Annotated in this window: 24 protein-coding genes; 16 read left to right on the forward strand and 8 right to left on the reverse strand. The window is 71.6% G+C overall.

From position 1 onward, the window contains the following. Positions 1–71: 71 nt before the first annotated feature. Positions 72–698: a TetR/AcrR family transcriptional regulator gene (locus tag ABD481_RS13410; RefSeq protein WP_344665945.1), complete on the reverse strand. Its 627-nt coding sequence runs from the start codon at positions 696–698 to the stop codon at positions 72–74. 191 nt (positions 699–889) lie between these two features. Between ABD481_RS13410 and ABD481_RS13415 the strand changes: the two genes are divergently transcribed. After that, a complete protein-coding gene (locus tag ABD481_RS13415) occupies positions 890–1,702 on the forward strand; it encodes an arylamine N-acetyltransferase family protein (RefSeq protein ID WP_344665946.1) in 813 nt (270 codons plus the stop codon). Here the strand turns inward: ABD481_RS13415 and ABD481_RS13420 are convergent. Both ABD481_RS13420 and ABD481_RS13425 read right to left on the reverse strand, forming a co-directional pair. Then, positions 1,671–1,889: a hypothetical protein gene (locus ABD481_RS13420; RefSeq protein ID WP_344665947.1), complete on the reverse strand. Its 219-nt coding sequence runs from the start codon at positions 1,887–1,889 to the stop codon at positions 1,671–1,673. The genes ABD481_RS13415 and ABD481_RS13420 overlap by 32 nt on opposite strands. 174 nt (positions 1,890–2,063) lie before the next feature. After that, on the reverse strand, positions 2,064–2,861 hold the full coding sequence (locus ABD481_RS13425; protein ID WP_344665948.1) for a TetR/AcrR family transcriptional regulator: 798 nt from the start codon (positions 2,859–2,861) through the stop codon (positions 2,064–2,066). A 184-nt stretch (positions 2,862–3,045) separates the two neighbouring features. On the opposite strand from ABD481_RS13425, the gene ABD481_RS13430 reads away from it, so the two are divergent. Together ABD481_RS13430 and ABD481_RS13435 are read left to right on the forward strand one after the other, a co-directional pair. Then, a complete protein-coding gene (locus ABD481_RS13430; RefSeq protein WP_344665949.1) occupies positions 3,046–4,614 on the forward strand; it encodes an MFS transporter in 1,569 nt (522 codons plus the stop codon). A gap of 181 nt (positions 4,615–4,795) precedes the next feature. After that, positions 4,796–6,169: an MFS transporter gene (locus tag ABD481_RS13435; protein ID WP_344665950.1), complete on the forward strand. Its 1,374-nt coding sequence runs from the start codon at positions 4,796–4,798 to the stop codon at positions 6,167–6,169. Here the strand turns inward: ABD481_RS13435 and ABD481_RS13440 are convergent. Further along, positions 6,128–7,258, reverse strand: coding sequence for an epoxide hydrolase family protein (locus ABD481_RS13440; protein ID WP_344665951.1), 1,131 nt, complete (start codon positions 7,256–7,258; stop codon positions 6,128–6,130). The two genes, ABD481_RS13435 and ABD481_RS13440, sit on opposite strands and share 42 nt — an antisense overlap. Before the next feature lie 91 nt (positions 7,259–7,349). Here ABD481_RS13440 and ABD481_RS13445 point away from each other — a divergent pair, with 91 nt between their 5' ends. From ABD481_RS13445 to ABD481_RS13460, 4 genes are all read left to right on the forward strand, one after another. Next, entirely contained in the window at positions 7,350–8,033 is a 684-nt protein-coding gene (locus tag ABD481_RS13445; RefSeq protein ID WP_344665952.1) for a TetR/AcrR family transcriptional regulator, read from the forward strand. Between the two features lie 77 nt (positions 8,034–8,110). Continuing rightward, positions 8,111–8,902 carry a COG4705 family protein gene (locus tag ABD481_RS13450; protein ID WP_344665953.1) on the forward strand — a complete coding sequence of 264 codons (792 nt, stop codon included), beginning with the start codon at positions 8,111–8,113 and terminating at the stop codon, positions 8,900–8,902. 157 nt (positions 8,903–9,059) lie between these two features. After that, complete coding sequence (locus ABD481_RS13455; protein WP_344665954.1) at positions 9,060–10,292, forward strand: sensor histidine kinase; 1,233 nt, start codon at positions 9,060–9,062, stop codon at positions 10,290–10,292. After that, entirely contained in the window at positions 10,289–10,954 is a 666-nt protein-coding gene (locus ABD481_RS13460; RefSeq protein ID WP_344665955.1) for a response regulator, read from the forward strand. The genes ABD481_RS13455 and ABD481_RS13460 overlap by 4 nt, the downstream gene beginning before the upstream one ends. Positions 10,955–11,063: 109 nt before the next feature. On the opposite strand, the gene ABD481_RS13465 is transcribed toward ABD481_RS13460, so the two are convergent. Further along, positions 11,064–11,564 (reverse strand): carboxymuconolactone decarboxylase family protein, encoded by a 501-nt coding sequence (locus ABD481_RS13465; RefSeq protein WP_344665956.1) that lies wholly within the window; start codon positions 11,562–11,564, stop codon positions 11,064–11,066. A gap of 47 nt (positions 11,565–11,611) precedes the next feature. Between ABD481_RS13465 and pdxR the strand changes: the two genes are divergently transcribed. Further along, positions 11,612–13,111: a MocR-like pyridoxine biosynthesis transcription factor PdxR gene (gene pdxR, locus ABD481_RS13470; RefSeq protein WP_344665957.1), complete on the forward strand. Its 1,500-nt coding sequence runs from the start codon at positions 11,612–11,614 to the stop codon at positions 13,109–13,111. Positions 13,112–13,223: 112 nt separating this feature from the next. Continuing rightward, entirely contained in the window at positions 13,224–13,898 is a 675-nt protein-coding gene (locus ABD481_RS13475; protein ID WP_344665958.1) for a Crp/Fnr family transcriptional regulator, read from the forward strand. A 46-nt stretch (positions 13,899–13,944) separates the two neighbouring features. Here ABD481_RS13475 and bagB read toward each other — a convergent pair whose 3' ends face one another. Both bagB and bagA read right to left on the reverse strand, forming a co-directional pair. Next, positions 13,945–15,087 carry an ArsA family ATPase gene (gene bagB / locus ABD481_RS13480; RefSeq protein ID WP_344665959.1) on the reverse strand — a complete coding sequence of 381 codons (1,143 nt, stop codon included), beginning with the start codon at positions 15,085–15,087 and terminating at the stop codon, positions 13,945–13,947. Beyond that, entirely contained in the window at positions 15,084–16,091 is a 1,008-nt protein-coding gene (gene bagA, locus ABD481_RS13485) for an ATPase BagA (RefSeq protein ID WP_344665960.1), read from the reverse strand. The genes bagB and bagA overlap by 4 nt, the downstream gene beginning before the upstream one ends. A gap of 111 nt (positions 16,092–16,202) precedes the next feature. Between bagA and ABD481_RS13490 the strand changes: the two genes are divergently transcribed. The 5 genes from ABD481_RS13490 to ABD481_RS13510 all read left to right on the forward strand — a co-directional run bounded on the left by ABD481_RS13490 (position 16,203) and on the right by ABD481_RS13510 (position 20,193). Next, positions 16,203–17,753: a serine/threonine-protein kinase gene (locus ABD481_RS13490; protein ID WP_344665961.1), complete on the forward strand. Its 1,551-nt coding sequence runs from the start codon at positions 16,203–16,205 to the stop codon at positions 17,751–17,753. A 24-nt stretch (positions 17,754–17,777) separates the two neighbouring features. Next, positions 17,778–17,942, forward strand: coding sequence for a Sp36 family protein (gene sp36, locus ABD481_RS13495; protein WP_344665962.1), 165 nt, complete (start codon positions 17,778–17,780; stop codon positions 17,940–17,942). A 3-nt stretch (positions 17,943–17,945) separates the two neighbouring features. Next, positions 17,946–18,404, forward strand: coding sequence for a RidA family protein (locus ABD481_RS13500; protein WP_344665963.1), 459 nt, complete (start codon positions 17,946–17,948; stop codon positions 18,402–18,404). A gap of 98 nt (positions 18,405–18,502) precedes the next feature. Then, positions 18,503–19,372, forward strand: coding sequence for an NUDIX hydrolase (locus ABD481_RS13505; RefSeq protein ID WP_344665964.1), 870 nt, complete (start codon positions 18,503–18,505; stop codon positions 19,370–19,372). Then, a complete protein-coding gene (locus ABD481_RS13510) occupies positions 19,369–20,193 on the forward strand; it encodes an MBL fold metallo-hydrolase (RefSeq protein WP_425559171.1) in 825 nt (274 codons plus the stop codon). The genes ABD481_RS13505 and ABD481_RS13510 overlap by 4 nt, the downstream gene beginning before the upstream one ends. A gap of 257 nt (positions 20,194–20,450) precedes the next feature. Here the strand turns inward: ABD481_RS13510 and ABD481_RS13515 are convergent, their stop codons facing one another. Further along, positions 20,451–20,831: a WhiB family transcriptional regulator gene (locus ABD481_RS13515; RefSeq protein WP_344665966.1), complete on the reverse strand. Its 381-nt coding sequence runs from the start codon at positions 20,829–20,831 to the stop codon at positions 20,451–20,453. A 544-nt stretch (positions 20,832–21,375) separates the two neighbouring features. Between ABD481_RS13515 and ABD481_RS13520 the strand changes: the two genes are divergently transcribed. Together ABD481_RS13520 and ABD481_RS13525 are read left to right on the forward strand one after the other, a co-directional pair. Continuing rightward, on the forward strand, positions 21,376–23,580 hold the full coding sequence (locus ABD481_RS13520; protein ID WP_344665967.1) for a transglycosylase domain-containing protein: 2,205 nt from the start codon (positions 21,376–21,378) through the stop codon (positions 23,578–23,580). A gap of 76 nt (positions 23,581–23,656) precedes the next feature. Then, positions 23,657–24,718, forward strand: coding sequence for a hypothetical protein (locus ABD481_RS13525; protein WP_344665968.1), 1,062 nt, complete (start codon positions 23,657–23,659; stop codon positions 24,716–24,718). Positions 24,719–24,807: the final 89 nt, after the last annotated feature.

A 24,807-nucleotide genomic window follows, 5' to 3' on the forward strand; every position in this document is an offset into this window, starting at 1 on the left:
ACACGTCTCGTATCTCGCGGCTCGCGGTCCGCCGATCCGCATCCTGCATCCTGCATCCGCGCCGGAGACGATCAGGCTCCGTAGTCCCCGAAGGAAGGCTCCAGCAAGTCGAAGACTTGCCGGGCCTCCTCGGTGACGAGGATCGCGATCGTATCGGGCGGTGTGCTGCCAAGCGTCAGCTCTTGGACGCGCTGAAAGAGAACCCGGTGCGCCGCCGCGAAGTAGGCCGCCACAGCCCGAGCCGGGAGACTGCTCTCGCCTCGATCAGCCGCCAGCGCTTCGGCGAGCGCCGCTTCCCGCTGCTCGTGCAAGTCCCGCAGGCAAGCGATGAGGGTCGGACTTTCGGCGATCATGGTCGAGACGGCACGGTCGAGGAACCCGGCGAAGGCAGCCCGGGCGAAGACGTCCTCACGATGGCGGGCGCGAAGCGCCGCCAGGACCGAAGTGCCCGCCGGACGTGCGCGGGCCACCTCGGCCAGGCTGCCGATGAACTCCTCGTGGAAATCCAGCGCCAGATCCTCTTTGCGCGGGAAGTAGTTCGTGACGGTCTTCTTCGCGACTCGGGCCGCGGCGGCGATCTCGGCGATCGTCGTCGCCTCGAACCCGCGGGCGACGAACAGCCGGGTGGCGTGTTCGGAGATCGCCCGCCGAGTCTGGCGCTTCTTGGATTCGCGCAAGCCGAGCGACGGTTCGATCACGACAGAATCCTACCCTCGGGGCATTTTTATGCTCGGCGTAGCAATCGGGTGGGCGAATGGCCGATCATTCGGCACTCGCCGGACGGAATACTCCGTTCCACTATTTCTGTCAGAACGATTCTGCGCGGCGGCCGTCGCGGCGCTGAGCGGCGCCCATGGCGACAGCGACCCGCTCCGGTAGCGTTGATCGGGTGGATTTCGATCTCGACGCCTACCTCGCCCGCATCGGCTACGGCGGCGACCGTTCCCCGACAGCCGCGACACTCAGGGCTCTGCAACGCGCACACATCTACGCGATCCCGTTCGAGAACCTCGATCCCTTGCGCGGCAAGGTGCCGTCCCTGGCGATCGACGATCTGCTGGCGAAGTTGGTCCACAGCCCGACCCGTGGCGGCTACTGCTACGAACACAACTCGTTGTTCGCCGCCGCCTTGCGCGCACTCGGTTTCCGGGTGACGCTGCTCGCCGCCCGGGTCCGCGTCGGCGCCAGCCCGGGCGACGTCCGGCCGCGCACCCACATGCTGATGCTCGTCCACGCTCCGGGGGATCCGAACCGCTACCTCGCCGATGTCGGCTTCGGCAACGCCGGCGCACTGCTCGACCCGATTCCGCTGGCGCCGGCCGACGTCCTGGACCACCCGCGCCACCACCGGCTGACAGTGGCGACGACCCCTGACGGCCCGCTGGAGTCCTGGACTCTTCAGGCCTTCCAGAACGGGGAATGGCGGGACCAGTACGAGTTCACCGTCGAACCGTTCCTGGCTCCGGACTTCGAGGTCGTCAACTGGCACATCGCCACGAACCCCAAGTCTCCGTTCAGCACCCGGCGCTTCGCCACGCGCACCCTGCCGGACCGGGTGCTCAGCCTCGACGGCCGCACTCTGACCGAGACCCACGCCGATGGCACCACGACCCGCCACGAACTCGCCGACGAGAACGAGGTCCGCAAGGTGCTCGCCGACACCTTCGGCATCACAGCCCCACCAGATCAGCCAGTTCCATAGCCTCGTCGGCCCGGCGGATCACGTTGTTCGGCCACACGTCCAGATGGCACACCGCGCGCGGCAGCCGCAGCATCAGCTCCAACAACCGGTCCCGGTTCTGGTGCATCCGCACCAGCGCGGCGCGCAGCTCGGACGGGAAGTGCTTCACGATCAGCGGGACCGACCACGCCTTCTCGTTGTCCAGCAAGGCGAAATCGCCTGGGCGCGTGGTGCTGTAGTCGGCGAGGAAGCCCCGACCGAACCAGGGCTTTGAGAGTAGAGCATCAGACCCCTGGCTCAGCCCGAGCCGTTCGGGCAGGCCGTTCTCGTACGGTTGTGGGGCAACTGCGGCAACTCATCGTCCATTCCGGAAGCCTGCTGGTCACCGGCCCGGCAGCGTCTCAGACTCCTGGTTCGCCTGGTCGGCGAGCCGGGCGGTCAGGCGGGCCTGGAGGCTGTCCAGGATGAGGACGAGCCCGTAGTCGAAGTTCTCGACGCGTACCTGCTCCGGATCCCGCTTCAGCTGTTCCAGGTAGAAGTCCGTCAGGCCGCTGTCCGCGGCGGACTCCATGACCGTCGGACCGATGATCGTCAGCCAGTCCCGTTCCTCGTATCCGTTGCGGCGCAACGCCATCAGCCAGCCGGCCTCGGCGGTCGTGGCGCCCAGGACATAGGACGACACGGTGCCCATCGCCTTGGTCGCCTCCTCCATGGAGAAGCCGGCGGTCGTGAGGATCGCCAGGCTGCGGGAGGTCACGTCCACCACATGCGGGCCCACATAGGTCATGCCGACCTGGCCGAGTACCTGCCCCAGCCACATGTGCCGCAGCCCGGCGGCCCGCAGCGTGTGCGCGACGGCGTGCACGGCCAGGCGCCAGGACGCCGGATCGGAGATCTCCGGGACCTCCATCTCGGCGTAGATCTCGTCGGCCACCAGCTCGATCAGCTCGTCCTTGCTGGCCACGTGCCGGTACAGGGAGGTCGCCCCGGCTCCGAGCCGCTGCCCCAGGGTGCGCATGCTCAGGGCTTCCAAGCCGTCCGCGTCCAGTAGCCGGATCGCCTCGGCGACGATCCGCTCGCGGGTCAGCTGTTCCTTCTGGCGCCGCTGGGGGCGGGTCCAGACCGAGGCGGGAGGCGCCTTGGGCGGGGCCTCGTCCGCAGCGTCGGCGTCGATGTTCATGAGCTTTCCTCAGGTCCAGAGGGGGTGCTGCTCCATACCTCCACTGTAGCCGAAGAATGCGCACGCCGTTCGCACTTGCGCACACCGTTCGCTTCGGCGTACGGTGTTCCCATCGACAGCGCACACTGTGCGCAGATGCGAACGGTGTGCGCGGCCTGCGCGGGCCGGCACAGGAGGAGGGGACATGTCCGAGAACATGACCGGCGCCCGGCGCTGGCTCATCTTGATCGTGTTGTGCCTGGCGACGCTGGTCCTGGTCGTGGACAACATGGTGCTGACGGTCGCGGTGCCGTCGCTGACCGAGTCGCTGCACGCCAGCGCGCAGAACATCCAGTGGGTCCTGGACTCCTACATCCTGGTGTTCGCCGGACTGCTGCTGACCACCGGCAGCCTGTCCGACCGGTTCGGGCGGCGCCGGGTGCTGATCATCGGCCTGGCAGTGTTCGGCGTCGCCTCGGCGGTGGCCACGCTGGCCAGCAACCCCGGCGAGCTGATCGCCGCCCGGGTGGCGATGGGCCTCGGCGGCGCGCTGCTGATGCCGAGCACCCTGTCGATCCTGATCACCGTGTTCACCGACGAGGCCGAGCGCCGCAAGGCGATGGCCGCGTGGACCGTGGTCGCGATGGTCGGCCTGGTCGGCGGGCCGGTGCTGGGGGGCGTCCTGATCAGCCACTTCTGGTGGGGTTCGGTGTTCCTGATCAACATCCCGATCGCGGCGCTGGCCATCGTCTCGGCGGTGATCCTGATGCCGGAGTCCAAGGGCCCGTGGCGCAAGCCCGACCCGCTGGGCGCGATCCTGTCGATCGTCGGCCTGACCTCGGCGGTGTGGGTGATCATCGAGTTCCCCAAGGGCTTCGTCCGGCCGGGCACCCTGGGCGCGCTGGCGGTCGCGGTGGTGGCCCTGGTCTCCTTCGGGATCTGGGAGACCCGGATCGCCCACCCGATGGTCCCGTTGCAGCTGTTCAAGCAGCGGAACTTCTCCGGCGGCTCGTTCTCCCTGGCCCTGGTGCAGATCGGCAACGGCGGCCTGCTGCTGGTGATGACGCAGTACCTGCAGTTCGTGCTCGGATACTCGGCGCTGAAGGCCTCGCTGTGCTTCATCCCGCTGGCGATCGCGGCGCTGATCTTCAACACCCTGGGCGCCGGCCTGGGCATGAAGCTCGGCAACCGCCCGCTGATGGTGTCCGGCCTGCTGATCTGCGCGGTGGCCTTCGGGATCCTGGCGGACCTGGGCGTCGACGACGGGCTGACCAAGCTGTTCGTGGGCCTGTTCCTGCTGGGCGCGGGCTCCGGGCTGGCGATGCCGGCCGCGATCACCGCGATCATGGGCGCGGTGCCGCCGGAGCACGCCGGGGTCAGCTCGGCGCTGAACGACACCGTGCAGCAGACCGGCGCCGCCCTGGGCGTGGCCGTCATGGGCACCGTGGTGACCAGCCGGTTCACCGCCGGCATGCCGGCCGACGTCACCGGGATCGCACGGCACTCCCTGGGAGAGGCGGTCGGGGTCGCGCACAGCACCAATAACAGCGTGCTGCTCGAATCAGCCCGGAACGCCTTCACCCACGCCGCGTCCGTGGCCTACGTCGCCGGCGCCGTCGGGGTGATCGCCGCCGCGGTCGTGTCGTTCGTGGTGCTCCGGGACTCCAAGACCCCGGTCGCGCCGGCCGACGGCGAGCCCGGCACCGAGGCCGGTACCGAGCCCGGCACGGAGGCCGGATCCGCCGACGGTTCGCTGGTGCCGGCCGAGGCCTGACCGATCCCGACCCCGCACGAAGCCGAAGCCCCGGTCCTCCACCAGGAGGACCGGGGCTGACGCGTGCCACGGCGCGACGCCGCAATAGTGCCGCCGGTGTCGGCCACCGACACGACACCGCAGGCGACTGTGGCCCAGTGACCCATATCACAGCGGGCTTTTCGGCCGCATCGTACCCTGCATGACGCCTTCCGAGACTGTTCCCACACCCCCAGCCAGAAGCGCCGACGACAGCACCTGGAAGGTCGTCGGCGCTTCGATGGTCGGAACCACCTTGGAGTGGTACGACTTCTTCCTCTACGGCACCGCGGCCGCCGTGGTGTTCCCGAAGGTCTTCTTCGTCAAGAGCGACCCGCTGACCGCGACCCTGCTCTCGTTCCTCACCTACGCGCTCGGGTTCGCCGCGCGGCCGATCGGCGGCATCGTCTTCGGGCACGTCGGCGACCGGATCGGGCGCAAGAAGACGCTGCTGGTGAGCCTGGTCATCATGGGGGTGGCCACCACCGGTATGGCGTTCGTCCCCTCCTACAACTCCATCCAGGTGTGGGCGCCGATCCTGCTCACGACGCTGCGCATGGTGCAGGGCTTCGCCCTCGGCGGCGAGTGGGGCGGCGCGGTCCTGATCGTCGCCGAACGGGACCAGGCGCGGCGCGGGTTCTGGGCCTCCTGGCCGCAGGCCGGAGCGCCGCTCGGCCTGGTGCTGGGCACCGGCGTCATCATCCTGCTGTCCGAGAACATGAGCGAGAAGTCGTTCCTGGACTGGGGATGGCGCGTCGCCTTCGGCCTGTCGGCGGTCCTGCTGCTGGTCGGCGTCTGGGTGCGGCGGACCCTGAACGAGACCGAGGCGTTCCGCGCGGCCCAGGCGAAGAAGGAGACCGCGCCGCCCAAGCTGCCGGTGGTGGAGGTCTTCCGCACCTCCTGGCGCGAGATCCTGATCGCCTTCGGGACCCGCATGGCCGAGAACATCTCCTTCTATATAGTCGCCACCTTCTCGGTCACCTGGATCACCCAGCACCTGAAGCTGCCGAAGTCCTTCGGCCTGGACGCGGTGCTGATCGGCGCGGCCATCGAGACGGTGCTGATCCCGCTGGCCGGGGCGCTGTCGGACCGGGTCGGCCGGCGGCCGGTGTACCTGGCCGGGGCGATCGGGATCGGGGTGTGGACGCCGATCTTCTTCGCGCTGGTGGATCAGAAGTCGTATCCGCTGGCGGTGCTGGCCGTCACCGTGGCGCTGGCCTTCCACGGTCTGATGTACGGACCGCAGGCCGCCTTCTTCGCCGAGCTGTTCCCGACCGGCGTGCGCTACTCCGGCGCCTCGATCGGGTACCAGGTGGCCTCGGTCGCGGCCGGCGCCCCGGCCCCGCTGATCGCGGTGGCGATCCTGGAGCACAACGGCGGCAAGACCGCCGGATGGCTCTCGCTGTACCTGGGGCTGGCGGCCGTGGTGACCGTCGTGGCCCTGTACTTCGCGCGAGAGACCCGGTCGGTCTCGCTGTCCGGCGCCGAGCCGGCGTCAGCGCAGGCCGTCGAAGAACTCCACGACGTCGTCGGCTAGCATCTCGGGGGCCTGGTGCGCGGTGTAGTGGCCGGGGGTCTCGTACACGTTCCACCGCACGATGTTCGCGTGGTCGCGCTCGGCGAAGCGGCGGATGCCGTAGAAGTCGTTCGCCGAGCCGGCCAGCGCGGTCGGCACCGTGGTCGGGCCGTCGGCCTTCTCCTGGTCCAGGGCCATCTCCCGGTAGAAGCGGAGCGCGGAGCCGGCGGTCCCGGTCAGCCAGTAGGTCGCGACGTTGGCCAGGACGAAGTCGTCGTCGAGGTTCTCCGGCAGCAGCTGGACGTTCCAGCCGAGCAGGCCCACCGGCGAGTCGGCCAGCGCGTGCGCGAGGGTCTGCGGCTGCTGGGACTGGAGCTGGTTGAAGGCACCCATGTTCTCCCAGAACCACTGGAGGGTCTCGATGGCCTTCTGCTCCTCCGGGCTCAGGTCCGCCAGCTCCGCCGGATCGCCCGACGGGAACGAGAACAGCTGCGTGACGTGCACGCCGACCACGTGCTCCGGGTCCAGCCGCCCGACCTCCGGGGAGATCATCGAGCCGCCGTCGTTGCCCACCGCGCCGTACCGCTCGTAGCCGAGGCGGGCCATCAGCTCGACCCACGCGCGGGCCGTGCGGTGCAGGTTCCAGCCGCGGGCCGTGGTCGGTCCGGCGAAGCCGTATCCGGGGATCGCCGGGATCACCAGGTCGTAGCCGGCCGCGGTCAGCGGGGCGATCACGTCCAGATACTCGGCCTGGGAGCCGGGCCAGCCGTGGGTGAGCAGCAGAGCCGTGCCGTTGGGCGCCTCGGCCCGCACGTGCAGGAAGTGGATGTCCTGGCCGTCGATCTCGGTGAGGAACTGCGGGTAGGCGTTCAGCCGCGCCTCGAAGGCGCGCCAGTCGAAGCCGTCGCGCCAGTAGGCGGCGAGCCGCTGGACCCGGGACACCGCGGTGCCGTACTCGCCGTCGGCGCCGTCGAGCGCGTCGGTGAAGCGGGCCCGGTCCAGGCGCTCGGCCAGGTCGTCGAGCGCCGACTGCGGGATCTCGACGCGGAAGGGGCGGATCCGCGGCTCCTGGGAGGCGGGCTGCTGCGTGGTCGTGGGCACGGCGCTCATGGAGGTCTCCTTTGTGGAACGGAATCCCTTGTTCCGTTCTGGTTCCAGAATAGCGGAACGAACCATTCCGTTCAACTGCTACCCTGGAGCCATGCCGAATCCGTCGAAAGTGCCGAACCCCCCGCACGCCGGCGTCGCCCGCACCGGACCGCTGTCCGGCCGCAAGGCCCAGGCCAACCGCAACGACGAGGCGATCCTGCGCGCCGCGCGCGAGGTCTTCGTCGCCGATCCCTCGGCCCCGATCTCCGCCGTCGCCAAGGAGGCCGGCGTGGGCATCAGCGCCCTGTACCGGCGCTACGAGAGCAAAGAAGTGCTGCTCCAGACGCTGTGCGCGGACGGCCTGGCCAGGTACATCGCCTGCGCCGAAGCGGCCCTGGACTCCGGCGCCGGGCCCTGGGAGACGTTCACGGACTTCGTGACGGCCGTGGTCGACGCCGACGTGCACGCGCTGACCGTGAACCTGGCGGGCACCTTCACGCCGACCCCGGCGATGTTCGAGCAGACGACGCGGGCCGTGGACCTGGCCGGGCAGATCCTGGACCGGGCGCGGGCCGCCGAGGCCGTCCGCCCGGACTTCGCGTTCACCGACATCGCGATGCTGCTGGAGCAGCTGACGGCGGTCACCGGGCCGAGCCCGGAGCGGACCAGGGAGCTGCGCCACCGCTATCTGGCCATGCACTTCGACGCGCTGCACCCGGAGGCGGCGCGCGGGGAGATGCCGGGTCCGCCGCCGAGCGACGAGGAGTTGGGGGCGCGCTGGATCCCGCGCGGCTGAGGGTTTCTGCTACATCCTGTAACAGTTTTCCGACAACCCCGGACACGGGCTCCGGAGCTCTGCCATGCTCGGCCGATATGACGACTGAGCAACTGGCCGGCCCCGGGAGTCGGACAGCGGCCGCCGGTTCCGCCGCGGCGGGCAAGGTACCGCAGGTCACGCTGATCTTCTGGGTCACGAAGGTCCTGACCACCGGGATGGGGGAGACCACCTCGGACTTCTTCAACAAGACCTACGATCCGAAGATCATGGTGGTGCTGGCCGGGCTGATCCTCGCCGGGACGCTGTGGGTGCAGTTCAAGGCGCCGCGGTACTCGGCCTGGATCTACTGGTCCGCGGTGGTGATGGTCAGCGTCTTCGGCACGATGTGCGCCGACGTGCTGCACGTCGCCCTGGGCATCCCCTACGCGGTCTCGACGGCGTTCTTCGCGGTCGCGCTCGCGGCGGTCTTCGTTCTGTGGTTCCGGGTGGAGGGGACGCTGTCGATCCACAGCATCACCACCCCGCGCCGCGAGCTGTTCTACTGGCTGACCGTGGTCACGACGTTCGCCCTGGGCACCGCGGTCGGCGACCTGACGGCGACCTCGCTCAAGCTCGGGTATTTCTCCTCGGGCGTGCTGTTCGCGGTGTTGTTCGCGGTGCCGGCAGTGGGCTCCAAGCTGGGGCTGAACAGCGTGCTCGCGTTCTGGTTCGCCTACGTGGCGACGCGGCCGTTCGGCGCCTCGTTCGCGGACTGGATGGGGGTCTCGACCCAGCGCGGCGGCCTGGCCTGGGGCACCGGGCCGGTGAGCCTGGTGCTGTTCGGGATCATCGTGCTCCTGGTGGCGGTGCTGGCGGTGACGAAGATGGACGTCGTCGAGCGGAGCTGACCTCGGACCCGCACCCCCTGCCCTGACACACTCTGCTCGAACACCCCCTACCCCGGTAGCACATGCGGTTTGGCTCCCCGGTGTGACGTGCGACGACGGTCGTGGACCCTAGCGTCTTCGGCATCGGATATTCACGTCTGGCCGGGGAGGCAGAACAATGAGCACTGTGACCGGGGGAGCGCGGACAGCGCAGCGATTCCTGCGCTACTTCGCCTTCCGCAGCGGCACTGAAGCCAAGATCGTCGTCGCGACGGTGCTGGCCTTGGCGCTGTTCGGCTGTACCGACCTGCCTCCGGAATACGGCCGGAGCTTCGACTCCCGCCAGCTGCAGGTTCTCCAGATCGCGATCGTCGTGGTCCGGCCGATCCCGATGCTGTGGTTCCGCCGGAACCCGCGCGCCGCTTTCGGCGGCGTGCTCATCGGGGTCCTGGGCTCGGTGCTGCTGATCACGTCACCGATGAGCGAGCCGTTGACGTTCTCGGCACAGGTCAGCGTCCTGGCGGTGCTGGCGGCGGCGGGGCACGAGGCCGGACGGCGCCGCACCGTCGAGATGGCGACCGTGTACGCCATGGTCACGCTGGTCCTGGCGGTGCTGAACCCCGACCGCATGACCGCGCTGGCCGCCGTGGTCGGCGAGTGCGTCCTGACCATCGGCTGCCTGGAACTGCTCCGCTACCTGCACGCCACGCGCAAGGCCCTGGTGGTGCAGGAGGAGCGCACCGAGACCGAGCAGACCCACCGCATGATGCTGGAGGAGCGGGCACGCATCGGCCGGGAGCTGCACGACGTGGTGGCGCACCACATGTCGCTGATCGCCGTGCAGGCCGAGACCGCGCCCTACCGGATACCGGGACAGAGCCCGGAGACCGCCGCGGAGTTCCGCTCCATCAGTGCCGCTTCCCGGGAAGCGCTGAACGACATGCGAAAGATCCTGGGACTGCTGCGCTCGGACTCGGCGAAGGCCGACACGGCTCCGCAGCCGGGGTTGGCCGATGTACCCGCGCTGGCCGAGGAGGCCGGGGCGCGGCTGGAGACCTCGGGAGAGCTGATGGATGTGCCGCCACTGGCCGGCGTCGCGGCCTATCGGGTCGTGCAGGAGTCGTTGTCGAACGCGCGGCGCCATGCGCACGGCGCCGAGGTACTGGTGCGGGTGGCTCGAGTGAAGGGTGCCGTATGGCTAGAAGTGCGCAACGGGCCCGCGACCGCCGGAGCGGACCGGTCGGTCGCGGGGACCGGATCGGGTGACGGCGGCGCCCTGGAGGGTGGCGGTCATGGAATCGCGGGCATGCGGGAGCGTGTGACGCTGGTCCACGGCGAGTTCGAGGCCGGGCCGACCCCCGACGGCGGCTTCGCCGTCGTCGCCACCCTGCCGCTGGAGCGGGGAGCATGAGCATCCGGGTGCTGATCGCCGACGACCAGGCGATGGTGCGGGCCGGCTTCGGCGCGCTGCTCGACGCCCAGCCCGACATCGATGTGGTCGGGGACGCCGCCGACGGCGAGCGGGCGGTCGCCGCGGTGGCGGAGCACGACCCGGACGTGGTCCTGATGGACGTGCGGATGCCGGTCCTGGACGGCCTGGAGGCGACGCGGCGGATCCTGGCCGACGGGCCGGAGCGGCCGCGGGTGCTGATGCTGACCACCTTCGACCTCGACGACTACGTCTACGAGGCGCTGCGCGCCGGTGCCAGCGGCTTCCTGCTCAAGGACGCCCCGGCCGCGGACCTGGTCCACGGCGTGCGGGTGGTGGCGGCCGGCGACGCGCTGCTCGCGCCCTCGGTGACCCGCCGGCTGATCGCCGACTTCGCGGCGCGGCGCCCCGCCGGGCGCGCCGCGCCGCAGGCTGTGCGGGCCCTGACCCCGCGCGAGGTGGAGGTGCTGCGCCACGTCGCGGCCGGGCTGTCGAACCAGGAGATCGCGGCCGAACTCGTGGTGGCCGAGCAGACGGTGAAGACCCACGTGTCGCGGATCCTCACCAAGACCGGGCTGCGCGACCGGGCGCAGGCGGTGGTGCTGGCCTACGAGTCGGGGCTGGTCACGGCTGGCGGCCGCTGAGCCCGGCCGGTCGGCTGCCGGCTGACTAGGTGGCTGGTTGGTCGGTCGGTCGGCCGGTCTGCTGACTGGCGGGCCGACTGGTCGGCCGGCCGGTTCGCCGACCGACCGGCTAGTCCTCGGCGCCGCCGGAGAGCTCCCACGGCCGGGCGGTCGCGCCGAGCCGGTTCCACAGGTTGATGATGCCGATCTGCCAGATCAGCTCGGCCAGCTCCTCGGGGCTGAAGTGGGACGCGGCCTCGTCCCACACCGCGTCGGCCACCTCGCCGTCGGCCAGCCGGGTGATGGCCTCGGTCAGCGCCAGGGCGGCGCGCTCGCGGGCGGTGAAGTAGGGCGCCTCGCGCCAGACCGCGACCAGGTTCATCCGGCGCCAGGCGTCGCCGCCGGCCACCGCGTCGCGGGAGTGCATGTCGACGCAGTACACGCAGCCGTTGATCTGCGAGGCCCGCAGCTTCACGAGCTCGCGCAGCGGCTTCTCCAGAATGCCCTCGGTGGCGGCCCGCTCCAGGCCGTTCATCGCCTTGGCGATCTTCGGCGCCAGGTCGTCGACGGCGAGGCGGACGGCGGGCTTCACGTATTCGGCGGTCTTCGTGGTCTCCGTGTTCGTTGTCATGCCTATGACGATAGGCCGGATGTGGACCGCTGTTAGGATCCAATCCGATGACTGAATATTGGTCCACTTTGGATGTCGACCTGCACCTGGCGGTCGACCCGGCCTCCGGGCGCCGGGTCGGCCTGGAACACGCGCTGCGCGAGGCGATCCGCGACGGCCGGCTGGCCGCCGGGGCCCGGCTGCCGTCGACGCGGACGCTCGCGGTCGAGCTCGGGGTCGCGCGCGGCACCGTGTCGGCGGCCTATGACCAGCTGGTCGCCGAAGGACACCTGGTGGCGGTGCGCGGGTCCGGGACCCGCGTCGCGGCGCTGGCCGGGCAGGGCGAGGCGGACGCGGACAGGGCGCCGGCCGGAGCGACCGGACCGACCGCGCCGGCCAGGCCGGCCACCTCCACCCGGCCGACCACGCCGGACGGACCCCGGCGCCTCCCCCACGACCTGCGCCCCGGCACCCCGGACCTGTCCCGCTTCCCCCGCGAGGCCTGGCTGCGCGCGGCCCGCCGGGCCCTGAACGCCGCCCCGTCCGACGTGTTCGGCTACGGCGACCCGCGCGGACGCGTCGAGCTCCGCCGGGCGCTGGCCGAATACCTCGGCCGCACCCGGGGCGTCCTCGCCGACCCCGAGCACATCGTGATCGTCTCCGGCGCGGTGCAGGGCCTGGCGCTGCTGGGCCAGGTGCTCGGCGGCGCCGTCGCGATGGAGGACCCCTATATACCGCTGTTCCACGCGGTGGTCCGGAACGCCGGCGCGGAAGTGGTCCCGCTGCCGGTGGACGACGACGGCGCCTGCGTCGCCCTGCTCGCCGGCCGCGGCTATCGCGCGGTCGAGACCGTGGTGGTCACCCCGAGCCACCAGTACCCGATCGGGTCGACGCTGCACCCGGCCCGCCGCCAGGCCCTGGTGGAGTGGGCCCGCGAAGGACGGCGCTACGTCGTCGAGGACGACTACGACGGCGAGTTCCGCTACGACCGGCAGCCGGTCGGCGCGTTGCAGGGCCGGCTGCCCGATCGCACCGTCTACCTGGGCACGGCCTCCAAGACCCTGGGCCCCGGCGTGCGCCTGGCCTGGATGGTGCTGCCCGAGCCGCTGCTCGGCCCGGTGGTCCGGGCCAAGCGGCACGCCGACCACCAGTCCGAGGCGCTGGGCCAGGTGACGCTCGCCGAGTTCATCGCCTCCCACGACTACGACCGCCACATCCGCGCCTCCCGCCTGCGCTACCGCCGCCGGCGCGATCTGCTGGCCGAGCGGCTGCGCACCAAGGCCGGACGCCCGGCGGCCGGGTTCCGGCTCGGCGGGATCGCGGCCGGGTTGCACGCCCTGATCCGTTTGGAGCCGGCCGGGATGGGTGAAGAGGAGGTCGTCACGCGGGCCGCCGGCTTCGGACTCGAGCTGGAAGGGCTCGGCGGACTGTGGGACACCAGTGCGAGGGACCGCTTCGCAAGGGCCGCTGACCAGCCACAAGGCATCGTGGTCGGCTTCGGCTCCCCGAGCGAGGCGGCCTACCCCCGCGCGCTCGATGCTCTGGTGCGGACGCTTTCGTGGAGTTGACTACTCATACGGTCTAATGGACATCGCACGATAGCCGGACCCGGCGTGCTGCGCAGGCGCTCCCTGCGTCACACTGGTTTCGGAACAGCACTGCCATTAAGAGGAGAAACCCGTGGACGACGTACTGCGCCGTACGCCCCTCTTCGCCACGCTCGACCAGGACGCCGCGGCCTCCCTGCGCGCCTCCATGAACGAGATCGAGCTGGCCCGAGGTGAGCTCCTGTTCCACGAGGGCGACCCCGGCGACTCGCTGTACGTGGTGCTTCGGGGGAAGATCAAGCTGGGCCGCACCAGCGGCGACGGGCGCGAGAACCTGGTCGCGGTGCTCGGCCCCGGCGAGATGTTCGGCGAGCTGTCGCTGTTCGACCCGGGACCGCGTTCGGCCGGTGCCACCGCCCTTGTCGACTCCACTCTGCTGGGCCTGAGCTCCGACGAGCTCACACCGTGGCTGGCGAGCCGGCCGGACGTGGCCCGGGCCCTGCTGCGGGCCATCGCCCGGCGCCTGCGGCGGACCAACGACTCGATGTCCGACCTGGTGTTCTCCGATGTGCCCGGCCGCGTGGCCAAGGCCCTGCTGGACCTGTCCGCCCGGTTCGGGACGCCGGCCGAGGACGGGATCCACGTCGCGCACGACATGACCCAGGAAGAACTGGCCCAGCTGGTCGGGGCGTCGCGGGAGACCGTCAACAAGGCGCTGGCGGACTTCGCGGGCCGCGGCTGGCTGCGGCTGGAGGCCCGGGCCGTGGTGCTGACCAACGTCGAGCGGCTGAGCCAGCGGTCCCGCTGAGGTCGCACTGAGGTCCCGCTGAGTCAGCCCGGCCCCACCCCGCCCGCTACCCCGCCAACAGCCCGCCGGCCAACCTCAGCCCCGCCAGATCGTGGATGTCCCCGGGCTGCGCCGGGATCTCGGCGACCGCGACCCCCGGATGCGACGCCGTGAACCGGTCGGCCAGCCGCCGCTCCCGCGCCGCGAGCCGCACCCGCTCGGCGTGCAGCCGCAGCAGCCCCGCGGCCAGCCGCTCGTCGGCGGAGTCGCCGTCCAGCTCCTCGGCCGCGGCCAGCGCCTTCGCGGCGGACAGCTCGGGCACCGAGACCGGGTGCACGCGGTTCAGGATCAGCCCGGCCAGCGGCATGCTCTCGGCGGCCAGCCGCTCGGTGAAGTACGCGGCCTCGCGCAGCGCGTCCGGCTCGGGAGCGGCCACCACCAGGAAGGCCGTGCCGTCGGCCTGGAGCAGCTGGTAGGTCTCCTCGGCGCGCTGGCGGAAGCCGCCGAACATGGACTCCAGCGATCCGACGAAGGTCTGCACGTCCTGCAGCAGGCCCGAGCCCAGCAGCTTGTTCAGCGCCATGGTGGCGATGGAGAAGCCGGAGGCCAGGACCTTGAGGGCGAAACCGCCGCCGGCCTTGGCAGGGGCCATGAGGACCTTGATCAGGCGGCCGTCCAGGAAACTGCCGAGGCGGTTCGGGGCGTCGAGGAAGTCCAGCGCCGAACGGCTCGGCGGGGTGTCGACGACGATCAGGTCCCAGCTCCCGGTCTCCTCGCCGGTCCGGCGCAGCTGGCCGAGCTTCTCCATCGCCATGTACTCCTGCGTGCCGGAGAAGCCGGCCGACAGGGACTGGTAGAAGGGGTTGGTCAGGATCTGCTCGACGCGCTCGGGGTCCGCGTGCTTCTCGACGATCTCGTCGAACGTCCGCTGCATGTCGAGCATCATGGCGAACAGGTGGCCGGGGCCCTCGATGCCCGTGACCTCGCGCGGGTTGTTGTCGAGCTCGGTCAGCCCGAGGGACTGGGCCAGCCGGCGGGCCGGGTCGATAGTCAGGACCACCACGTCGCGGCCCTGCTCGGCGGCGCGCAGCGCGAGCGCGGCGGCGGTAGTGGTTTTCCCCACCCCGCCGGAACCGCAGCAGACGATGATCGAGGTGGCCGGATCGGTCAGCAGACCGTCCACGTCCAGGTGCTTCGGGGTGACGGTCATTCCTCGGGGCCTCCCGCGGCCGCGGTCAGCACCGCGGCCAGCTCGTACAGTCCCCCGAGGTCCACGCCGTCGCTGATCAGCGGCAGCTCCACCACCGGTTGCCCGGCCTCCTCCAGCACGCGCCTCTCATTGTCTTCCAGAGTCAGCCGCTCCGCGTGCTCGCGGCCCAGCACCGCCAGCGCGCCGGCCTCCGCCGTGTCCACCCCGTACGGCTTGAGCAGGGCCGCGACCCGCTTCTCGGCGGCCGCGCTGACCGCGGCCCGCTTGCCGGTGGCCAGGTACGCGGTGCGGACCATGTTCACCAGCACCGCGCCCACCGGCAGCCCGGCCGAGCGCAGGTCCTCGATGCCGTCCAGGGTCTCCTGGACCGGCATCTCCTCCAGCACGGTGGTCAGGTGCACGGCGGTCTGCGGCGAGGTCAGCACCCGCATCACCGCCTCGGCCTGGTTCTTCACCGGACCGACCCGGGCCAGCCCGGCGACCTCGGTGTTGACGTTGAGGAACCGGGTGATCCGGCCGGTCGGCGGCGCGTCCATCACCACGGCGTCGTAGGCGAACGCGCGGCCCGGGCGGTCGCTCGCGGTGCGGCGCACCGCCTCGCAGGCCTTGCCGGTGAGCAGCACGTCGCGCATGCCGGGGGCGACGGTGGTGGCGAAGTCGATGGCGCCGAACCGCTTCAGCGCCTTGCCCGCGCGGCCCAGCTTGTAGAACATGTCGAGGTATTCCAGCAGCGCCTGCTCCGGGTCGATGGCCAGCGCGAAGACCTCGCCGCCGCCGGGGGCGATGGCGATGCTGCGCTCCTCGTAGGGCAGCGGCGCGGTGTCGAACAGCTGGGCGATGCCCTGCCGGCCCTCGACCTCGACCAGCAGCACCCGGCCCCCGCCCTCGGCCAGCGCCAGGGCGAGCGCGGCCGCGACGGTGGTCTTCCCGGTTCCGCCCTTTCCGGTCACGATGTGCAGGCGGCACTGGGTCGGCCAGAAGCGGGACGGCCAGGGTTGGCTCATGGCTCCAGACTAACCGCCGGTAACTCGGCCCTGGAACGGACCGCCCCTGGCGCTACTGTAGGGAACCGCAAGGCTCGGCGTTATCAGGAACCTGGCGAGTGGGGGCGGGGCATGAGTGGCGAGCTCGACACCGAGCGTCTGGCGCCGCGCGAGCGGGTGATCGCCGAACGGTACGTGCTGCGGGCCGAGCTCGGGCGCGGCGGCATGGGCATCGTCTGGCGCGGCGAGGACCGGGTGATCGGCCGGGCGGTGGCGGTCAAGGAGATGCGCCTCGGCGAGGGTGTCACCGACGCCGAGCGGGCCGAGTTCGAGCAGCGGATCCTGCGCGAGGCCCGCACCGCCGGACGGCTGAACGACCCGGCCGTGGTCACCGTCTACGACGTGGTGCACGACCAGGGCTCCATCTACATCGTGATGGAGCTGGTGGAGGCGCCGACCCTGGCCGACATCGTGCGCCGCTCCGGGCCGCTGGCCCCGGCGATGGTCGCCGACCTCGGGCGGCAGGTGCTGGCGGCGCTGGAGGCCGCGCACGCCGCCGGGATCGTGCACCGCGACGTGAAGCCCTCGAACATCATGGTCGCCGCCACCGGCCGGGCCAAGCTCACCGACTTCGGGATCGCCCAGGCCGCCGACGACCCGACGCTGACCAAGACCGGCGCGGTCATCGGCTCCCCGGCCTACCTGGCGCCGGAGCGCCTGGCCGGGCACGAGGCCTCGCCCGCGTCGGACATCTGGTCGCTCGGCGCTGTGCTGTACTACGCGATAGAGGGCCGCGCCGCGTTCGAGCGCGACACCACGGCCGCGACGCTGGGCGCGGTGCTGAACCACGTGCCGTACCTGACCCGGGTGCAGGGGCCGCTGGCCGCCGCGGTGTCCGGGATGCTGGCCGCGGCGCCGGAGGGCCGGCTGGCCGGGCCGCAGATCCGCAGCCTGCTCGGCGCGGTCGGCTCGGACGGGACCCAGGTGCTGCCGCCGCGGCAGGCCGAGTTCCAGAACACGATGCTGATGTCGGCCGGGGCGCACCCGACCCGGCCCAGCCAGGGCTCCGAGCTCCCGGGCCGCGGGCGCCGCGGGCTGTGGCCGGTCGCCGCGGCCGTCGTGGTGGCGCTGGGCGCGGCCGGCGGGGGCGGCTACTTCTCCGGGCACTCCTCGGGATACACCTCGGGCAAGAAGACCCAGGCCGTGGCGGACGCGCGGGCGTCCGACGGGGTGCGGGTGTTCACCCTCGGCGGCCCGAGCTCGCAGTTCCCCAAGCTGTCCTTCAGCTACAACAACTGCCTGAGCGGCCCCCCGTTCGTCCCCGGGACGCCGGTCTACCAGGGCGCGGACTGCGACAAGCCGCACGACCTGGAGGTGTACTACATCACCGACACGGTCGACACCACCTTCAGCAAGTACGGCAAGGACGGCACCGGCCCGGTCCCCTACCCCGGCCTCGCCGAGCTCTCGCGGGCGGCCCAGGAGCTGTGCTGGGCCGACCGGCTGATCGCGCCCTCGGCGAACCCGGCGGGCAACCACTACACGTACGCGGCGCTGATACCGAGCGAGGACATGTGGAACGGCGCCTCGGACCTGCCCTCGGGCTGGCAGGCCGACCGCAAGATCCGCTGTCTGATGTGGAACGTGCCGGGCCAGCAGCTGCCCGGCGACGCGAGCCAGTAGACCCGGCACCCGTAGGCTTGCCTCATGACCAAGTGGGAATACGCGACTGTGCCGCTCCTAGTCCACGCGACGAAGCAGATCCTGGACACCTGGGGCGACGACGGCTGGGAACTGGTCCAGGTGGTGCCCGGGCCGAACCCGGACCAGCTGGTCGCCTACCTGAAGCGTCCTAAGACGACGGAGTCCTAAGACATGAGCCACCCCGAAGAGAAACTGGCCGAGCTCGGCCTGAAGCTGCCCGAGGTCGCGGCCCCGGTCGCGGCCTACATCCCGGTGCTGCGCAGCGGCAACCTCGTCTACACCTCCGGCCAGCTGCCGATGGTGGACGGCGCGCTGCCGATGATCGGCAAGGTCGGCGCCGAGGTCAGCCCGGAGGACGCCAAGGCGCTGGCGCAGCGCTGCGCGCTCAACGCGCTGGCCGCCGTCAAGTCCGAGATCGGCGACCTGGCGCTGGTGAAGCGGGTGGTCAAGGTGGTCGGGTTCGTCGCCAGCGCGCCGGACTTCACCGGGCAGCCAGCCGTCGTCAACGGCGCCTCGGAGCTGTTCGGCGCGGTCTTCGGCGAGGCCGGGCGGCACGCCCGCTCGGCGGTCGGGGTGGCGGTGCTGCCGCTGGACGCCCCGGTCGAGGTCGAGCTGACCGTCGAGGTCTGATCCCGGCCCGAGCCAGGAGGTCCGGGTCCGGGACGGCCGACGACCGGCCGTCCCGGACCCGGACTCGGACCGCACCACAGGAAGCAGGAAGGGGAGGCATGTCGCAGCAGGGCGGCGAGTACATAGCCCCGGCCGGCACCCGGCTCAGCGCACCGGTACCCGAGGGCTGGGCCGACCAGATCGCGGCCTACGAGCGCGGCGAGTTCACCCCGGTGCCGCCGAAGCACGCGGCGACGGTGGTGCTGCTGCGGGACCGCGCCGACCGGCCGCCCGAGGTCTACCTGCTCAAGCGCGCCGCGTCCATGTCCTTCGCCGGCGGCTTCTACGCCTTCCCCGGCGGCCGGGTCGACCCGCGCGACGCGGACGCCGAGATCGCCTGGGCCGGTCCGTCCGCCGCCGAGTGGGCCGCGCGCTTCGGCAGCGACGAGGCCGAGGCCCGGGCCCTGCTGTGCGCGGCGGTGCGCGAGACGTTCGAGGAGTCCGGGGTGCTGTTCGCCGGGCCCGACGAGCACTCGGTGGTCGCCGACACCACCGGCGACGCCTGGGAGGCCGACCGGCGGGCCTTGGTTTCACGGGAAACATCACTGGCGGAGTTCCTCGCCGCCCGCTCCCTGGTGCTGCGCACCGACCTGCTCGGCGCCTGGTCCCGCTGGATCACCCCGGAGTTCGAGCCCCGGCGCTACGACACCGCGTTCTTCGTCGCCGCGCTGCCCGCCGGCCAGCGCACCCGCGACGTGTCGGGGGAGTCCGAGACCACGGTCTGGCTGACCCCGCGGCAGGCGGTCGACGACCATGCCGCCGGCACCACGCTGATGCTGCCCCCGACCAGCAGCACGCTGCGGGACCTGTGCGGGTTCGGCACGGCCGGGCAGGCCGTGCGGGCCGCGGCCGGACGCCCGCTGAAGCCGATCATGGCCACCGTGCGGCAGCGGGCCGACGGTGCGTGGCACCTGGAGTGGGAGCTCTGAGCCGACCGATGACGACCCCGCCGCCGATGACACCCGGGCTGCGGCCCGAGGCCGGCACCGAGCGGGCCACCCTGGTGCTGGCCCCGAACGCGAACCCGATGACCCTGGACGGCACCAACACCTGGCTGCTGGCCGAGCCCGGGGCCGCCGCGGCGATCGTCGTCGACCCGGGCCCGCTGGACGAGGGGCATCTGCGCACGGTGCTCGCGGCCGCCGAGGAGCGGGAGCTGCGGATCGCGCAGATCCTCATCACCCACGGGCACTTCGACCACTCCGAGGGCGCGCCGCGGCTGGCCGAGCTCACCGGCGCGCCGGTGCGGGCCCTGGACCCGCGCTTCCGGCTCGGCTCCGAGGGGCTGACCGGCGGGGACGTGCTGGAGGTGGACGGCCTGCGGCTGGACGTCGTCGCCACACCGGGCCACAGCGGGGACTCGCTGTGCTTCGTGCTGCCGGCCGACCGCGCGGTGCTCACCGGCGACACCGTGCTGGGCCGGGGGACCACCGTGGTGGCGCACCCGGACGGCCGGCTGGCCGACTACCTGGACTCGCTGCACCGGCTGCGGGCCCTGACCGCCTCGGCCGAGGTGGTGACCGTGCTCCCCGGACACGGCCCGGTGCCGGCCGACGCGGACGCCGTCGTCAAGTTCTACCTCGCGCACCGCGACCAGCGGCTGGCGCAGGTCCGGGCGGCGCTGGCGGCCGGGGACCGGACGGCCGCCGAGGTGGTGGACCGGGTGTACGCGGAGGTGGACCCCGCGGTGCGGTTCGCCGCGGAGATGTCGGTGCGGGCCCAGCTGGAGTATCTCCAGGCCCAGCCCTGAGCCGGGCCGGCGCGGGTCGGTGCGGGCTGGTGCGGGTCGGTGCGCGCTCGGGAGAACGGGCACGTCAACGCCTGTTCGGGGATCCGGCCTAAGGGTGCCGTACGGGCGGGGCGATGGGGACGTGGCCCCGGGCGGATCAGGCCCAGGGCGATGCGCGGGTCGGGCCGACAGAGCTGGCCGACCGAACTGGCCGACAGAACCGCCGGCCGGGACGGTACGGGCCCCTGCGGACCCGGGTGGCTACCGGCCCCGGCGGATCAGGCCCGCCCGAACGAGCCGGCCTCGTCCCGCTGCCGCGGGATGGCGGCCTGGCCCGGCGCCGCGGCGGCGGCGAACCGAGGTTCGCAGACCACCTCGCCACCGCGCTCGTACTTCTCCTTGGCGGACTCCAGGAACTGACGCCAGGAGCGCACTTCCGGACGCCGGCGGAGCAGCGCCCGGCGCTCGCGCTCGGTCATCCCGCCCCACACGCCGTACTCCACGCGGTTGTCCAGGGCGTCGGCGAGGCACTCTGTGCGCACCGGGCATCCGGAGCACACGGTCTTGGCCCGGTTCTGAGCCGCTCCCTGCACGAACAGCTCATCCGGATCCATGCCGCGGCACGCCGCCACAACGGTCCAGTCCTCAACCCAGCTCATCGCCGGTGCCGTCCTCTCGCAAAGATCGAGCTCCCCCAACGGCGGAGCCGACAGCGGCCCTTCCTCCCCCACCGGTCTGTCCGCGGACCCGGACCGCCCGGTGCACTGCTTTCGCGAGTCTCGCGAGCGACGCCCGTGAGGACGTCTGCCCTGGTGGAAGGAACGATCTCGGCAGCCAATCAGCACAATACGGAAGATCCCGAGGACGCAACAGTCCCCGATGTACTCAATTCCTATGGTCCTTTGTGACTAGATCGCCCAGACATGCGGCGCTAGTACGAGCCCCTGCCCGGCGCCCGCCCGAGCCCTCTCCAGGACCCCCTCCCGGACCCCTGTCCCGAGTCCGGTCCCGTACTGGTCCCGGACCGCGCCCGGACCGCACTCCGGCCACGCCCCGATCACGGCCGAATCGCCGCCGAATCACTGCCGAACCAGGCCGAACCAGGCCCCGACCGCCCGGCGAACCGCGCCGCGGCGCACCCGGCCGCGCCCCGGTTCGCCACCCGACCGCCCGTCCACAGCGACAGGTCGTAGTCTGTCCCCCATGGCTTCGCACCCGCCCCGGCCCTTCCGCGGCAGCGGTCCCCTGCGCGCGCTGTTCGGCCTGCTGATGATCAGTGCCCTGGCCGGCGTGCTGGTGGCCGGGATGGCCCTGCCCTTCGTGGGCACCGCGGGCCTGGCCGCCAAGAGCGCCTCGGACCACTTCGAGGACATCCCCGACGACCTGAAGACCCCGGACCTGCCCCAGCGCTCGCAGATCCTGGCCGCCGACGGCTCGGTGATGGCCACCGTCTGGGGCGACTTCGGCAACCGGGTGATCGTGCCCTTCAACGCCATCAGCCCCAACGTCTGGCAGGCGCTGGTGGCCACCGAGGACTCCCGGTTCTTCGAGCACGGCGGCATCGACCTCAAGGGCACCTTCCGCGCCTTCTTCGCCGACCTGTCCGGCGCCAACCAGGGCGGTTCCTCGATCTCCCAGCAGTATGTGAAGAACGTTCTGGTGCTCCAGGCCGGGGCCGACAAGGCCAAGTACGCCGACGCCACCGGCAACTCGCTGGCCCGCAAGATCCGAGAGCTGAAGTACGCGATCGCGGTGGAGAAGAAGTTCTCCAAGGACGAGATCCTGGAGCGCTACCTGAACCTGGTGCCGTTCGCCGAGAACGTCTCGGGCATCGAGGCCGCCGCCGACCGCTGGTTCGGCGTGCACGCCGCGCAGCTCACCGTGCCGCAGGCCGCGACCCTGATCGGGATGCTGAAGAACCCGGTCGCCTACGACCCGGCCAAGCACCCGCAGGCCGCCACCGACCGGCGCAACACGGTGCTGGACCGGATGGCCGACCCGGCCGTGCACTACATCACCCCGCAGCAGGCCGAGGAGCTCAAGAAGACGCCGCTGGCGCTGAACCTCCAGGCGCAGCACTCCGGCTGCATCTACGCGCCCGGCAGCTCGGCCTTCTTCTGCGAGTACATCGAGCAGGAGATCCTGAACAACCCGATCTACGGCAAGACCAAGGCCGACCGCGCCACCTTCTTCAACCGCGGCGGCCTGACCATCCGGACCACCATGGACCCGAAGACGGAGAAGGCGGCCGAGACCGCGATCAAGAACAACGTGGGGGCCACCGACATCCCGGGCGCCGCGATCGCGATGATCGAGCCGGGCACCGGCCGGATCAAGGCTATGGCGCAGAGCCGGGACATGGGCACCGGCGAGGGCCAGACCTACCTGAACCTGGCCGCCGACCCCACCCACGGCGGCGGCAACGGCTACCAGGCCGGGTCCACCTTCAAGTCGTTCGTGGCGATGGCCGGCCTGGAGAAGGGCCTGACCCCGGAGTACGTGCAGAACCTGGACTACAAGATCGACGAGCGGCAGACCAAGTTCACGGTCTGCGACGACCCGTCGGGCGTCACCCAGGACCCGAAGTGGCAGCCCACCGACGAGACCTCGCAGGAGGCCGGTCCGCAGACCATGACCAGCGCCCTGTGGAACTCGGTGAACAACTACTTCATCAAGCTCCAGGAGCAGACCGGGCTGTGCGAGCCGGCCCGGCTGGCCGCCGCGGCCGGCCTGACCATCGACAGCGACAACGGCGCCGGCAAGCGGCTGCAGCAGATCGGCTCGTTCACCCTGGGCACCAACCAGGTGACGCCGATCGCGATGGCCAACGCCTACGCCACCATCGCCGCGCACGGCATGTACTGCAAGCCGACCGCGATCAGCGCGATCACCGACACCTCCGGCAAGCAGTACCCGGTGGCCACCCCCGACTGCCACCAGACCATCGACCCCTCGCTCACCGACCAGCTCACCGGGATGCTCCAGGGCGTGGTCACGCACGGCACCGCGACGAAGGTGGGGACCTACTTCAAGGGCCCGGCGGCCGGCAAGACCGGAACCAACGACAGCCGCCTGATGACCTGGTTCGACGGCTACACCCCGAACCTGGCCGCCGCGGTCTGGGTCGGCATCGTCTCGCCCAAGCCGAACGACAAGGGCCTGGTCAACGTCAAGATCCACGGCACCACCTACGACAAGGTCTGCGGCGGCTGCCTGGCCGCGCCGATCTGGGGCCAGGCGGTCAACGGCGCGCTGGCCGGCACCACGCCGCAGCAGTTCTCCGTGCCCGAGCTGTCCGGCGACATCCCGGCGCCGATCCAGAACAACCCGCCGCCCAACACCGGCCCCGGCGGCCAGGACGGCGGCCCCGGCGGCTTCCTGGGCGGCCTGATCGGCGGCCAGCAATAACTCCGTCGGCCACGGACGGCTGAAGGATCTCGACGGGGCCCGGAACCGAAAGGTTCCGGGCCCCGTCGAACTTTTCATGAGCTCGCTCAGGACGGCACGACGGGCGGCGCGCGGCTGGATCGGCATCGCGCTGGCCGCGATGGTGATGGTGGTGGCGGCGGGGTTCGGCGCGCACGCCGCCACGGCGCACAACGATGCCGGCACCAAGCCCGGCGCCGACGGCAGCACCAGCAGCTCGAACCAGGCTGCGGCGCAGGCCGCGGCGGACCGCATCCTCACCACGTTCCAGGCGCCGCCGGGCTCCCGGCGGACAGCCGAACGCCCCGATCCGGTCCCCGCCGACCTGGCCGGGCCACCGGTCCAGGAGATGGACGGGACCCAGGCCCGCGCCGTCGGCTGGTACTCCGCCGCCACGACCCCGGCCGAGGCCCTGAGCTGGGTCGCCGCCCATCCGCCGAGCGGCGCCGAGCTGACCGGGCGGGGGAGCGCGTCGGTCGGGCCCGACTTCCTGATCTTCACCTGTCCGGCGCCGTCGCCGGGTTCGCTGACCGTCACCACGGCGTCCGACGCCCAGGGGCGCACCGTGATCCGCCTGGACGCCGCGGTGGACTGGACCCCTGTCCGCAGCCCGGACTCGCTGGTGCCGGCCAAGGCCGTGACCGCGGTCGAGGTCGGCACGGTCGACCTGGCCCGGTCGGACCAGTCCGACCAGTCCGACCAGTCCGACCAGTCCGACCAGTCCGACCAGCCCGATCAAGCCAAGCTGCCCAACCAGTCCAAGCTGCCCGACCAATCCAAACTGCCCGCGCAACCCGCCCGGTCGGCCCGGCCGCTGCCCGAGGCCGAGACCCGAACCCTGCGCAGCACCGATCCGACGCTGGTCGGGAAGGTCGTCGGCCTGATCAACGCCCTGCCGGTGCCGACCACCGGCCTGCACAGCTGCCCGATGGACACCGGAACGCGGGTCACCATCCTGCTGGTCGGCTACGGCAAGCTCGACGTGAACCCGGCCGGCTGCGGCCGGATCCACCTCACGCCCTTCGCCGCCGGGCAGCACCCGCAGGACTTCGACGGCCGCCAGAGCCGCGCCCTGGTCGACCAGGTCTACGCGCTGTTCGGAGTGACCTGGCAGCCGTAGCGCGCGGTGCCCCGGACCCGCCGCCGCGACCGGGTCAGCGGCCGCGGCGGTTCCTCAGTTCCAGGGCCTCCCGGCCCGGGCCGAGCGGC

Source organism: Catenulispora yoronensis (assembly GCF_039531695.1).
Lineage (GTDB): Bacteria > Actinomycetota > Actinomycetes > Streptomycetales > Catenulisporaceae > Catenulispora > Catenulispora yoronensis.

Coding starts and splice junctions, on each gene's coding strand:
- ABD481_RS13425 (WP_344665948.1), bottom strand. CDS start 2,861: ATGAACATCGACGCCGACGCTGCGGACGAGGCCCCGCCCAAGGCGCCT.
- ABD481_RS13430 (WP_344665949.1), top strand. CDS start 3,046: ATGTCCGAGAACATGACCGGCGCCCGGCGCTGGCTCATCTTGATCGTG.
- ABD481_RS13435 (WP_344665950.1), top strand. CDS start 4,796: ATGACGCCTTCCGAGACTGTTCCCACACCCCCAGCCAGAAGCGCCGAC.
- ABD481_RS13440 (WP_344665951.1), bottom strand. CDS start 7,258: ATGAGCGCCGTGCCCACGACCACGCAGCAGCCCGCCTCCCAGGAGCCG.
- ABD481_RS13445 (WP_344665952.1), top strand. CDS start 7,350: ATGCCGAATCCGTCGAAAGTGCCGAACCCCCCGCACGCCGGCGTCGCC.
- ABD481_RS13450 (WP_344665953.1), top strand. CDS start 8,111: ATGACGACTGAGCAACTGGCCGGCCCCGGGAGTCGGACAGCGGCCGCC.
- ABD481_RS13455 (WP_344665954.1), top strand. CDS start 9,060: ATGAGCACTGTGACCGGGGGAGCGCGGACAGCGCAGCGATTCCTGCGC.
- ABD481_RS13460 (WP_344665955.1), top strand. CDS start 10,289: ATGAGCATCCGGGTGCTGATCGCCGACGACCAGGCGATGGTGCGGGCC.
- ABD481_RS13465 (WP_344665956.1), bottom strand. CDS start 11,564: ATGACAACGAACACGGAGACCACGAAGACCGCCGAATACGTGAAGCCC.
- pdxR (WP_344665957.1), top strand. CDS start 11,612: ATGACTGAATATTGGTCCACTTTGGATGTCGACCTGCACCTGGCGGTC.
- bagB (WP_344665959.1), bottom strand. CDS start 15,087: ATGACCGTCACCCCGAAGCACCTGGACGTGGACGGTCTGCTGACCGAT.
- bagA (WP_344665960.1), bottom strand. CDS start 16,091: ATGAGCCAACCCTGGCCGTCCCGCTTCTGGCCGACCCAGTGCCGCCTG.
- ABD481_RS13490 (WP_344665961.1), top strand. CDS start 16,203: ATGAGTGGCGAGCTCGACACCGAGCGTCTGGCGCCGCGCGAGCGGGTG.
- sp36 (WP_344665962.1), top strand. CDS start 17,778: ATGACCAAGTGGGAATACGCGACTGTGCCGCTCCTAGTCCACGCGACG.
- ABD481_RS13500 (WP_344665963.1), top strand. CDS start 17,946: ATGAGCCACCCCGAAGAGAAACTGGCCGAGCTCGGCCTGAAGCTGCCC.
- ABD481_RS13505 (WP_344665964.1), top strand. CDS start 18,503: ATGTCGCAGCAGGGCGGCGAGTACATAGCCCCGGCCGGCACCCGGCTC.
- ABD481_RS13515 (WP_344665966.1), bottom strand. CDS start 20,831: ATGAGCTGGGTTGAGGACTGGACCGTTGTGGCGGCGTGCCGCGGCATG.
- ABD481_RS13520 (WP_344665967.1), top strand. CDS start 21,376: ATGGCTTCGCACCCGCCCCGGCCCTTCCGCGGCAGCGGTCCCCTGCGC.
- ABD481_RS13525 (WP_344665968.1), top strand. CDS start 23,657: ATGAGCTCGCTCAGGACGGCACGACGGGCGGCGCGCGGCTGGATCGGC.